This window comes from Flavobacterium rivuli WB 3.3-2 = DSM 21788 (genome assembly GCF_000378485.1).
GTDB classification, from domain to species: Bacteria; Bacteroidota; Bacteroidia; order Flavobacteriales; family Flavobacteriaceae; genus Flavobacterium; species Flavobacterium rivuli.
This window is the reverse complement of record NZ_KB899970.1, coordinates 142,414-154,909: the sequence shown is the minus strand read 5'-3', so window position 1 is coordinate 154,909 and position 12,496 is coordinate 142,414. Positions and strand designations below refer to the sequence as shown.

The window sequence follows — 12,496 nt, the reverse complement described above, 5'->3', positions numbered from 1 at the left end:
TTTATGGCATAAAGATAGTAAAATATGGGTTTGCCTATAATCAATTCGATAGCATCGTGGATACTTAAAAAGCGTATCCACCAGATAGAATTGTTCATGAAATACCCTAACGAGGTACAGGAAGAGCTGTTGCACAACCTGTTGCAAATAGCAGAGAATACAACCATTGGTAAAAAATATGGTTTTGAGTCGATAAAAAGTTACACTACATTTTCGCAAAGGGTTCCGGTTTCTACTTACGAAGACCTGGAGCCGCTTATAGAACAGACACGCACCGGCGAACAAAACGTTTTTTGGCCCACAAGTATAAAATGGTTTGCAAAAAGCAGCGGTACTACTAATGCTAAAAGCAAGTTTATACCCGTAAGCCCCGAAGCGCTGGAAGATTGCCATTATGCCGGCAGTAAAGACCTGCTGTGCCTGTACCTTAACAATAACGAAGACTCGCAATTGTTTACCGGAAAAAGTTTAAGGCTGGGCGGCAGCAAGCAACTGTATGAAGATAACAACACCTTTTTTGGCGACCTCTCTGCCATACTTATAGACAATATGCCGTTTTGGGCAGAGCTAAGCAGTACCCCAAGCAACCGTGTATCGCTTATGGGAGAGTGGGAAAGCAAACTGGCCGCTATAGTACAGGAAACGGTAAACGAAAATGTAACCAGTTTTGCAGGTGTACCCTCATGGATGATGGTGCTGCTTAACCGCATACTCGAAGAGACAGGCAAAAGTAACCTGCTCGAAATATGGCCCAACCTGGAAGTGTATTTTCATGGCGGCGTGAGCTTTGACCCCTACCGCGAGCAGTACAAAAAAATACTGCCTAAAAAAGATTTTAAATTTTACGAAATATATAATGCCTCCGAAGGCTTTTTTGCCATACAGGACAGCAACGACAGCAACGAGCTATTGCTTATGCTGGATTATGGCATTTTTTACGAGTTTATCCCTATGGATACTTTTGGCACGCTAAACCAAAGGGTTATTCCGCTTGCTGAGGTGGTTAAAGATAAAAACTATGCAGTGGTAATTACTACCAATGCCGGCCTGTGGCGGTACCTTATAGGCGATACCGTGAGGTTTACATCCATCAATCCGTACCGTATAAAAGTTACCGGCAGGACTAAACACCATATTAATGTTTTTGGCGAAGAGCTTATAGTAGAAAATACCGATAAGGCCATTGCCCGTGCCTGCGAGCTTACCCATACCGAAGTGATAGATTATACCGTTGCCCCTATTTTTATGGAGGGCAAACAAAAAGGCGCACACGAGTGGATCGTTGAGTTTAAATGCATCCCGCAGGATGTAGAGAAATTCAGGCAAATACTGGACGAAACGCTGCAAACGGTAAATTCTGACTATGAGGCCAAGCGTTACAACAACATGACGCTAAACCCGCTTGTGCTTAACGTAGCAAGGCCTCGGTTGTTTTATGACTGGCTTAAAGAACAGGATAAACTGGGCGGGCAGCACAAAATTCCGAGGTTGAGCAACGAGCGCCATTATTTGGAACAGCTTAAGGCAATGCAAAATGAAGGCAGCTTTACAGAAGGGGTTTAAAGACATTAACACATACGTTTACAGTTAGTTGAAAAACTTTGGCATTAAGTTTGTATAATAATATGCAAATACAAAATGAAAAGATATTTATGAAAAAGAAGTATTTATTAGGTTTGGGCGCGGCCCTTGTATTATTAGCATCATGCAGCCCTGCACACCATTATGGCTGCCGTGGCAAAAGATGCGGAATAAGCGTAAATGCCCCGGTTAAAACGCTCGAAAACAAAAAACAAAACGCGTAACCGGTTAAAAAACTTAAACAAAGCAGCTTAGAAATTTCTTAGCTGCTTTTTTATTTTAAGCACTTACAATCTTAAAATTTTATTTAAAAAATAATTAAAATCTAAATTTTAGCAAAAAGTTAATGTTATTTTTTATTATGTTTGATGAATGAAAGCGATGCATTATGGGCAGGACCCACAGGAAGAAGAAAAACGCCTTAAAGAATTAAGGAGCTATGATATTCTTGACTCGCTTACAGAAAAGGATTATGAGGATATAACCACTCTTGCATCTGTTATTTGCGATGTGCCCATTGCACTTATAAGCCTTGTAGATAAAGACCGCCAGTGGTTTAAATCGCACCACGGGCTGGATGCAGAGGAAACCCACAGGCAGCATTCGTTTTGTTCGCATGCTATTACTAATCCTGACGAGGCATTTATAATACCCGATTCCCGGCTCGACGACCGCTTTAAAAACAACCCCCTCGTAATCGGAAACCCTAATGTTATATTTTACGCCGGCATACCCCTGGTATCTAACAGCGGTTATGGCCTCGGCACATTCTGCATTATAGACAACAAGCCACGCGAACTTACAGAAGCACAGTTAAATGCGCTGAATATACTTGCCGGACAGGTCATGAACCTGCTCGAACTGCGCAAAACAAACAACAAGCTTAACCTGCAAAGGGAATTGCTGGAGCAGCGCACAAAAAACCTTGACAACATAGTTGCCGAAAGGGTGGCCGAAGTTGAAGGCCAGAAGATACAGCTCGAAAAGGCAAATAAAGAACTTCAGGCATTTAATTACATATCCAGCCACGACCTGCAGGAACCATTGCGCAAAATACAAACATTTGCCTCGCTCATTAACGACAGGGAATATAACAACCTTAGCGAAACCGGGAGAGAGTATTTTATGAAAATAGGTAAGGCATCATCAAGAATGAGCCACCTTATAAAAGACCTTCTTGCTTATTCGCGTACTACCGAAAATAAACAGTATGACACGATTTCTTTAAAAGCCGTGGTAAAAGATGTTATAGAAGACCTGGAGGAAGAAACAGGAAAGCTAAACGCAAACATAACCGTAACCACCAATGCTTATTTTAATGCTATAGCATTTCAATTCAGGCAGGTTATTTGCAATTTACTTTCAAACTCGCTTAAGTTTTCGCGTCCCGATATTATGCCGGAAATAACAATTGATTACGAACTTACTAAACGTGTTGAATACCAAACAAATATTGCAGAAGAAAAGGAGTACCACTTAATAACATTTAGAGACAACGGCATTGGCTTTGACAGTAGGTATAAAGATAAGATATTCCAGCTTTTTCAGCGGCTCGAAACAAGGGATCTGCAGCCAGGCACGGGCATTGGCCTTGCCATTGTAATGAAGATCATAGAAAATCATAAGGGCTACATTACTGCAGAAAGCAAACCTAACGAAGGCACCATGTTTAAAATTTATATTCCGGTTTAAAAAAACTTATATATTTTAAAGAAAGCAGTTGAGAATAAATTTCTTAGCTGCTTTTTTTTTGGAGAAATTTTATATTTTAACATCTTATAACAATTACCTCTCAATGAAGAATTTTTTATTACTCCTTATCTCAATAATTACCATATTATTATCATCATGCGATAAAAAGAAAGATGTAAAACCGGAAACAAAAGTGTCCGACTCAGTTATTTCTTATAATTTATACGATTATGAAAACGCACTTAAACATGCCAAAGCCAGTAAAAAAAGGTTAATAGTTGTTGACACAGCATGTATAAACGCAAAGAAACGTGCTGTTAAAGACATCAAAAACGGGAAGCTTATTTATTATTTTTACCACGGAAACATGAATACAATGTGTGAAGTTGAAAAAGTAAAAGAATTGTTTCTAAAAAAAGGAATACAGGTTGATTATGCATATGGCTCATCCACATGCATACCGCTAATTGGTGGCGAAAAATTTAATGATTTATGCTATGAGGAAACAATGAATGCTGAATTCGAAAAGCGCCATAATAAAATATTTATTGACTCTATGCAAAGTATAAGAAGTCAACAAAAAACGGATTGCAGCAAAAAGTATTAGAACAATAATTATTATAAATGTTAGATCTTCTTTGTAAACCAAAAAAACCATCCCTCGCAGGATGGTTTTCCATTAAAGTACAGTCACTAAATTATATTTTAAAGGTAACCACCGGCCTTACCGCATGGTTAACAAGGTCTTCGCTAATACTGCCGTTAAAAAAGTGGGCAATACCCTGGCGACCATGCGTACACATACCTATCAGGTCGGCATTTACGCTGTTGGCAAAATGCAGTATGCCTTTTTCTACATTCACATCGCTGTATATATGGGTACTAAAACCATTAACAATACTAAAGCCCGATGTAAAATCATGAATTAGTTTTTCGGCTTCGTGAGTAGATTTAAATTCGTTTGGCGTGTTTATGTACACAAGGTGCAGTTTCGCCTTAAAGCTGTTGGCAAAATTTACTACCCTGGCAAATGGCTTTTTAATCTCGTTGCTAAAGTTAGAGGCAAACACAAATTTTTCAGGGTTAAAGTCGGCTCCTTCCTTCTTAATAACAAGAACGGGAACTTCAGACACCCTTACCACCTTCTCTGTATTAGAACCTATAAACATTTCGTGGAAACCACTGGCACCGTGCGACCCCATAACAATAAGGTCTATATCGTGCTCCTTGCTTATTTTAAGTATACCATCAAAAGCTTTATCAAACTTTACATTTTCTGTAACCGTAAGCCCTTCAAGATATTCTGCCGACCGAACCTCGTCAAAACGTTCATGGGCTTTTTTCAGGAAAAATATAATTTCGGGGGCTTCAGCGCCAGATGTTACAGCATCACTTTCTTCACCGGGAAGCTCTAAAAGGTGCAGCAAATAAATTTCGCCATCATTTTCGCGGGCAATTTGTGCAGCCACTTTAAGGGCATATTCGGCATGGTCAGAAAAGTCTGTTGGGACTAATATTTTTTTCATAGGTGTAAATAATTAACAATAATTGGCTGGATTTTAACAAACATAAAGTTAAGAATAAATTTTACATTACCCAATGATTTTCAAGATATAAAAATTATTTGTATATTTGCGCAGTTATTTAATAAATGCTGAATAATGAGGGGACAAAAGTCCCCTCTTTTTATACAAATATGACATTTAAGGAAAAAGTTATGGGTCTGCTTAATGCCGGCCTGGAAGAGCACCCCAGCCTGTTTTTAATAGACCTTACAATAGGCGGCGGCAATAAAATTAATGTTACCCTTGATGGTGATAATGGTGTTACCCTGCAGGACTGCATAAACATAAGCCGTGCCATAGAGCACAACCTGGACAGGGAAGAAGAAGATTTTTCGCTGGAGGTAGCATCGGCCGGGGCAACCAGCCCGATGACCAACCCAAGGCAGTTTAAAAAAAATATAGGAAGAATAGTGCTTGTTAAAACTAATGAGCAGGAAATAGAGGCAGACCTTACCGATGCTAATGAGAACGGGATAGTACTTGAATGGACTGCCCGCGAACCTAAACAAATAGGCAAAGGAAAAGAAACCGTAGAGAAAAAGGCAGAAATAGCCTATGCGGATATTAAGGAAGCTGTTGTTGTAATAAAATTTTAAAAAAATAAAGTAGTTGGCATGGAAAATCTCGCATTAATCGATTCGTTTTCAGAGTTTAAAGATGATAAGCTTATAGATCGCGTTACGCTAATGGCGATACTGGAAGATGTATTCAGGAATGCATTGAAGAAGAAATATGGATCGGACGATAATTTTGATATCATTATAAACCCTGACAAAGGGGATATGGAAATATGGAGAAACCGTGTGGTTGTTGCCGATGGCGAAGTGGAAGACCCTAACCAGGAAATTTCATTAACAGAGGCACGCAGGATAGAGAAGGATTTTGAGGTGGGCGAAGACGTATCTGAAGAGGTAAAACTTATCCAGCTGGGCCGCAGGGCCATCCTTGCTTTACGCCAAAATCTTATATCTAAAATACACGAACACGATAACACCAACCTTTACAAGCAATTTAAAGACATTATTGGTGATATTTATACTGCCGAAGTGCACCACGTAAGGCCAAAAGCTGTAATTTTGGTGGATGATGAAGGTAATGAGATCGTGTTGCCTAAAGAAAAACAAATACCAAGTGACTTTTTTAGGAAAGGTGACAATGTGCGTGGCATTATTGAGAATGTGGAGCTTAAGGGCAACAAACCTCAAATTATTATGTCGCGTACCTCTGAACTTTTCCTTGAGAAACTGTTTGAACAGGAAATTCCTGAAGTTGCAGACGGACTGATCACGGTTAAAAAAGTAGTAAGGATACCGGGCGAAAAAGCCAAAGTAGCGGTAGACTCTTATGATGACAGGATAGACCCTGTAGGTGCTTGTGTGGGTATGAAAGGTTCCAGGATTCACGGTATTGTACGTGAGCTGGGCAACGAAAATATAGACGTTATTAATTACACGACAAATACGCAGCTTTACATTTCGAGAGCTTTAAGCCCTGCCAAAGTGTCTTCTATTAAGCTTAATGAAGAAACCCACAGGGCAGATGTTTTCCTTAAGCTGGAAGAAGTATCTAAAGCAATAGGCCGCGGCGGGCATAACATTAAACTGGCAGGATTATTGACAGGTTATGAGCTCGACGTAATTCGCGAAGGCACACCTGCTGAAGATGAAGATGTTGAATTAACAGAGTTCTCTGACGAGATTGATGAATGGATCATTGCAGAATTTGCAAAAATAGGCCTGGATACGGCAAGGAGCGTACTAAACCAGGATGTAAACGATCTTGTAAGGAGAACTGATCTTGAAGAAGAAACTATCCTTGAAGTAATGAGGATACTTAAAGATGAGTTTGAGGATTCATAACGTGTAATCACATTCCGCACAACACAACGATTGAAGATAATAGTAATAAAAATTTATGTCTGAAGAAAGAGCAATAAGAATAAACAAAGTTTTAAGGGAATTAAATATTTCTCTGGACAGGGCTGTGGAGTTCCTTAAAGATAAGGGCCACATAATTGAGGCGAGTCCCAATGCCAAGATATCCGGACAGGAATATAATGCCCTTTTTAACCAATTTTCTGCCGACAAGGGTAACAAAGCCGCATCCCTTGAAGTAAGCGAAGAAAAGAGGAAAGAAAAAGAGGCACTGCGTATAGAAAGAGAGAAAGAGCTGGAAGAAAAAAGAAAGCAGGATGAGGATAAACAAAGGCAGGAAGTTATAAGGGCGAGAGCTACACTATCCGGGCCGGTTTCTGTGGGCAAAATAGACCTTAACCCTAAAAAAGCTGAGCCTGCTTCAGACAAAGCTCCTGCAAAACAACAAGAAAACCCTGTTACACAGGAACCTCAGGCAGAAAAACCGCAGCCCGCAGCAGCACCTAAACCCGCTGAAGCAGCACCGGTAGCGCAAAAGCAACCTGAGCAGCCTAAAATACAGGCACAACCACAGGCTAAGGAAGAAAAACCTGCACAGCCTGTACAACAGGAACAAAAACCGGCCGAAACTCCGGCTCCGGCTGCACCAGTTGCTACGGTAATACCGGCAGCAGAAACTGCTCCGGCAGCACCGCAGGCTACAGCCCCGGCTGATGCACCCGCTACACCGGCAACAGATGCTGCAGGCGCACCAGAGGAAGAAAAAATAACTACCCAGTACCAAAAACTTTCGGGTACTACCTTTACAGGCCAAACGATAGATTTATCGCAGTTTAACAAGCCTAAAAAGAAAAAAGAGGAGCCTAAAAAAGATCCTGCAATACGCCCTAATACAAATAATCAGAGCGCTGCAGACAAGAATAAGAGAAAAAGAATTACCCCTAACCCTAACGGCCCTAACAAGCCGCCACAAGGACAACAGGGTGCTGCCGTACACATACGTACACCAGGTGGTGCAGGCTTAATAAGGCCTAACACAGGCGGGCAGGCTACTACCGGTGGTGGTAAATTTGGCCCTAACAAGCGTCCTGCTATTGTAAGCAAAGTAGAGCCTACAGACGAAGAGGTTAAAAACCAGATTCGTGAAACGCTTGAAAAACTTCAGGGTAAAGGTGGTAAATCTAAAGCTGCTAAATACAGAAGGGATAAACGTGACTCTCACCGCCAGAGAACGGATGATGAGCAACGTGCCCTTGACGAAGGAAGCAAAACTATTGAGGTTACAGAGTTTGTAACCGTAGGTGAAGTTGCTACCATGATGGATGTGCCTATTACTAAAGTAATATCTGTATGTATGTCTCTTGGTATCATGGTTACCATGAACCAAAGGCTGGATGCCGAAACACTTACCATTGTAGCAGATGAATTTGGTTATGAAATTAAATTTATAACCACTGATATTGAAGAAGCTAAAGAAGTAGTTGCAGACAGAGAAGAAGACCTTGTATTCCGCGCACCTATCGTTACCGTAATGGGCCACGTAGACCACGGTAAAACATCGCTTCTGGATTATATCCGTAAAGAAAATGTAATTGCCGGCGAGAGTGGTGGTATAACACAGCACATTGGTGCTTATGGTGTAACACTTGATAATGGCCAAAAAATTGCATTCCTTGATACACCGGGCCACGAGGCGTTTACCGCAATGCGTGCACGTGGTGCCCAGGTTACAGATATTGCCATTATTGTAATTGCTGCAGATGATGATATAATGCCGCAAACTAAAGAGGCTATTAACCACGCACAAGCTGCAGGTGTACCTATTATATTTGCTATAAACAAAGTGGATAAGCCAAATGCTAATCCTGAAAAAATTAAAGAACGCCTTGCCGGTATGAACCTCCTTGTTGAAGACTGGGGTGGTAAAATACAATCGCACGACATATCTGCTAAAAAAGGTACAGGCGTAAAAGAACTTCTTGAAAAAGTGTTGCTTGAAGCCGAGTTGTTAGACCTTAAGGCTAACCCGGAAAAAGCTGCCGTAGGTACCGTTGTTGAGGCGTTTCTTGATAAAGGCCGCGGTTATATATCTACAGTGCTTGTACAGGGCGGTACACTTCGCCTTGGCGATTATGTTCTTGCCGGTAAACACCACGGTAAAATTAAGGCCATGCACGATGAGCGCGGGCACAACATTAAAGAGGCAGGGCCAAGTACACCTATATCTATATTAGGTTTAGATGGCGCACCTACTGCCGGTGATAAATTTAGCGTATATGCAGACGAAAAAGAGGCTAAACAAATTGCTGCTAAACGTACACAACTTATGCGTGAGCAAAGTGTACGTACACAAAGGCATATTACCCTTGCCGAGATAGGCAGGAGGATTGCTCTTGGGCAGTTTAAAGAACTTAACATTATCCTTAAAGGTGACGTGGATGGTTCTGTTGAAGCACTTTCTGACTCGTTCTCTAAACTATCTACAGAAGAGATACAAATAAACATTATACACAAGGGTGTAGGTGCTATTACAGAGAGTGATGTATTGCTTGCTTCGGCATCAGATGCGATCATTATAGGCTTTAACGTACGTCCTTCGGCGAGTGCAAGACAACTTGCAGATAAAGAAGAAATAGATATCCGTAACTACTCTATCATCTATGATGCTATAGACGACCTTAAGGATGCAATGGAAGGTATGCTTTCTCCGGAAATGAAGGAAGAGATTACCGGTACTGCCGAGATTCGTGAGGTATTTAAAATCTCTAAAGTGGGCTCTATTGCAGGATGTATGGTTACAGATGGTAAAATATTCCGTAACTCAAGAATAAGGCTTATACGTGAAGGCGTAGTTATCTTTACCGGAGAACTAAGCACTCTTAAACGCTTTAAAGATGATGTTAAGGAAGTATCTAAAGGGTATGACTGTGGTATGCAAATTAAAAACTACAATGACATACAAGAGTATGACACTATAGAAGCTTACCAGGAAGTAGAAGTTAAGAAAAAGCTTAAATAAGCAGTTGCAAATTATAAACAAAAAATCCCGGAATGTTCCGGGATTTTTTTATGTTTACACATTATGTTAATTTAATGCTGATGCTAAGAAAATTATTATTTCTTCTTATTGTATTGTTTTCTTGTTTAGACTGTTATAGCCAGGAAAACAAACAGGCATATCAAAAAATTTTCGATTCTATATCGGGTGCGCTTCCTGCGGTAAAAATAGATTCTGTAAAAGTTGATGCCTATATCAAACTGGCACGCTTAAGCCGCTTTTTAGCTAAGGATGATGATGCAAAACGCTATGCCGAAGATGCGCTTGCCATCTCAAATCAAATTAATCTTTACACAGGTAAAATGAGCAGCTATCTTGTACTTGCTGAAATAGTAAGGTTTAAAGATGAGCAAAAAGAGCGCCACTACCTGTTATTAGCACTACAGGAGGCCAAACAGGCTAACCGGTGGAAAGGCGTTGCATTTATAAGCCGCTTTATAGGTATAAATTATCAAACAACCGATTTTAAAACTGCCGAGAGTTATTTTCTGCAATCGGCCGATGCATACTTAAAACATAAAAAATATAACGAATATTGTGAAGTAGGCCTTGAGTTGGCGTATATGTACCAGCAAAGAAATGACTTAATTAAAGCTGTAGATTTATGTAATAAAGTAATCAGTGTTGCAGATAAAAATAAACTTGTAGCACATTCTGGACGGGCTAATGCCTTTTTATTACAGATATTTAGTACTTTAGGCAGTACTGATAAAGTAGTAGCCCAATGCCTTACCCTGCTTAAAAAAGCTGAGGAAAATAATGCTCCCGGCATTGATAAATGCATTTTATATGCTTACTTGGCAAATGTCTATAAAGACAAAAAAAACCTGAAAAAGGCTAATGAATTTGCCTCTAAGCACAAAAATTGTAAAGATGCAACCTCAAGCAAAGAAAATATCTATTTAAATAATGCAACTAATTACCTAAATGAAGGAAATAATAAGGGTGCGGTGGCAGAATATGATAAAATTGCACAAAAAGCACTTAAAGAAAAAAATAATAGTATACTTACAAATATTGCACAGCGATGTTTTGTTTTACAAGATTATACCAGGGCACTTAAATATCATAGACAGGCCTTAAGCATAGCACAAGAGCGTAAAGTAGCACAGCCTTTGGCAGAATCTGAAGCTAATGTAGGCGCAACCTGCATAACTATAGCTAAAAGCAGTAAAGATAAAAACCTTCTTAGGGAAGGTATTGCCTTACTGGAAAAATCGGTAAAATTTTATAAAACCTCCCTTGACTATGATATGCTTGCCATGGTGTCTGACTATTTACATCAGGGGTATGAATCTGCAGGAAACGACAAGCGGGCCCTAAGCCATTATAAGGCTTACATTAATTATAAAGACAGTGTATACAACAGGGCAAACAGGGAAAAGCTTATTGCCAGACAGGCTGATTTTGCATATAATGAAAAAGAAATCCTTTTAAAAGCTAATCAAAAAGCAGCCCTTGATAAAGAACAAACAAACCGCAATTATGCTTATGCCGGTATTGGCATTTTTGTACTCATTAGTATTGGTGCCGGTGTGGCCTATACGCGCAAGAGGAAAGATAACCGTATTATTGCCCATGAAAAGAAACGCAGCGACGACCTGCTGCTAAACATACTTCCGGCAGAAGTGGCCGAAGAGCTTAAAATTAATGGCGAGGCACATGCCCAGCAACACGGAGAGGTATCTATATTATTTACAGATTTTGTGGGATTTACCAAACTATCTGAAAATTTATCTCCTACAGAAATAATAGCCGAACTTAATTATTGTTTCAAAGCTTTTGACCAGATTACAACTAAGTATAACATCGAAAAAATCAAGACTATAGGCGATTCCTACATGGCTGTAAGCGGTTTGCCCACTGCATCCCCAAACCATGCTGTTAACGCTGTAAAAGCGGCTTTAGAGATAAGGGATTTTATCATCGATTACAAAAAACAACGTGAGCTGCAGGGAAAAGTATTTTTTGAAATGCGCATAGGCATTAACTCCGGTGAGGTGGTTGCCGGTATTGTGGGCATTAAAAAGTTTGCTTACGACATTTGGGGTGATGCTGTAAATATTGCCTCGCGTATGGAAACTAACGGCCAACCCGGTAAGGTAAACATAAGTGAGAGCACTTATAACTTAGTTAGAGACCACTACGATACAGAGTATCGTGGTGAATTAGATGCTAAAGGGAAAGGTCTTATAAAGATGTATTTCGCAGAACCTAAATCTTAGCACACCATTATTTATAGAATACTACAGTACAATGTGCTTAAAAATGTCACGCAAAGGCGCTAAGATACAGAGGCGCGAATGGATATACTTGAGTACCACAGCGACTGTAGCATAATTTGCAAAACCACTAATTAATAGACACAAAAAATCCCGCAGTGCGGGATTTTTTGTTATTCGGGGGCAAGCTCTAAAGCAAGCCCTTCAAGTTCGGGTGTAATGGGTATCTGGCATCCCAAGCGGCTATTAGGCTTCACGTTAAAAGCTTCACTCAGCATAGCATCTTCATCGGGGCCCATTTCGGGTATCTCTACATCGTTAAGTATATAGCACTGGCAGGAGGCGCACATGGCCATGCCGCCACACACACCTATAGTACCATCTGGTGCAAGCTCGTAAGCACGGCACAGCTCCATAATGTTCATGGCCATATCTGTTGGTGCCTGCACTTCGTGTACTACTCCTTCCCTATCGGTAATTGTTATTGTTACGTCGCTCATAAAC

General features: G+C 40.3%; 10 protein-coding genes. 8 read left to right on the top strand and 2 right to left on the bottom strand.

Going from position 1 to position 12,496, the window contains the following annotated elements; translation table 11 throughout:
• Positions 1–24: 24 nt before the first annotated feature.
• From F565_RS0111670 to F565_RS0111655, 4 genes are all read left to right on the top strand, one after another.
• Entirely contained in the window at positions 25–1,563 is a 1,539-nt protein-coding gene (locus F565_RS0111670; RefSeq protein WP_026300019.1) for a GH3 auxin-responsive promoter family protein, read from the top strand.
• Positions 1,564–1,652: 89 nt separating this feature from the next.
• Positions 1,653–1,805, top strand: coding sequence for a hypothetical protein (locus F565_RS0111665; RefSeq protein ID WP_154652596.1), 153 nt, complete (start codon positions 1,653–1,655; stop codon positions 1,803–1,805).
• A gap of 148 nt (positions 1,806–1,953) precedes the next feature.
• Positions 1,954–3,273 carry a GAF domain-containing sensor histidine kinase gene (locus tag F565_RS0111660; RefSeq protein WP_026300018.1) on the top strand — a complete coding sequence of 440 codons (1,320 nt, stop codon included), beginning with the start codon at positions 1,954–1,956 and terminating at the stop codon, positions 3,271–3,273.
• Positions 3,274–3,376: 103 nt separating this feature from the next.
• Positions 3,377–3,880 (top strand): hypothetical protein, encoded by a 504-nt coding sequence (locus tag F565_RS0111655; protein WP_020213409.1) that lies wholly within the window; start codon positions 3,377–3,379, stop codon positions 3,878–3,880.
• 91 nt (positions 3,881–3,971) lie between these two features.
• Here the strand turns inward: F565_RS0111655 and F565_RS0111650 are convergent, their stop codons facing one another.
• The gene (locus F565_RS0111650) at positions 3,972–4,799 is read right to left on the bottom strand and encodes a universal stress protein (RefSeq protein WP_020213408.1); all 828 of its coding nucleotides are present in this window, start codon (positions 4,797–4,799) and stop codon (positions 3,972–3,974) included.
• Positions 4,800–4,969: 170 nt separating this feature from the next.
• Here F565_RS0111650 and rimP point away from each other — a divergent pair, with 170 nt between their 5' ends.
• The 4 genes from rimP to F565_RS22385 all read left to right on the top strand — a co-directional run bounded on the left by rimP (position 4,970) and on the right by F565_RS22385 (position 11,995).
• Positions 4,970–5,434: a ribosome assembly cofactor RimP gene (gene rimP / locus F565_RS0111645; RefSeq protein ID WP_026300017.1), complete on the top strand. Its 465-nt coding sequence runs from the start codon at positions 4,970–4,972 to the stop codon at positions 5,432–5,434.
• 18 nt (positions 5,435–5,452) lie between these two features.
• Entirely contained in the window at positions 5,453–6,697 is a 1,245-nt protein-coding gene (gene nusA / locus F565_RS0111640) for a transcription termination factor NusA (RefSeq protein ID WP_020213406.1), read from the top strand.
• Positions 6,698–6,752: 55 nt separating this feature from the next.
• A complete protein-coding gene (infB, locus tag F565_RS0111635) occupies positions 6,753–9,731 on the top strand; it encodes a translation initiation factor IF-2 (protein ID WP_020213405.1) in 2,979 nt (992 codons plus the stop codon).
• Between the two features lie 80 nt (positions 9,732–9,811).
• The gene (locus F565_RS22385) at positions 9,812–11,995 is read left to right on the top strand and encodes an adenylate/guanylate cyclase domain-containing protein (protein ID WP_169336023.1); all 2,184 of its coding nucleotides are present in this window, start codon (positions 9,812–9,814) and stop codon (positions 11,993–11,995) included.
• A gap of 170 nt (positions 11,996–12,165) precedes the next feature.
• Here the strand turns inward: F565_RS22385 and F565_RS0111625 are convergent, their stop codons facing one another.
• Positions 12,166–12,492, bottom strand: coding sequence for a 2Fe-2S iron-sulfur cluster-binding family protein (locus tag F565_RS0111625; protein WP_020213403.1), 327 nt, complete (start codon positions 12,490–12,492; stop codon positions 12,166–12,168).
• Positions 12,493–12,496: the final 4 nt, after the last annotated feature.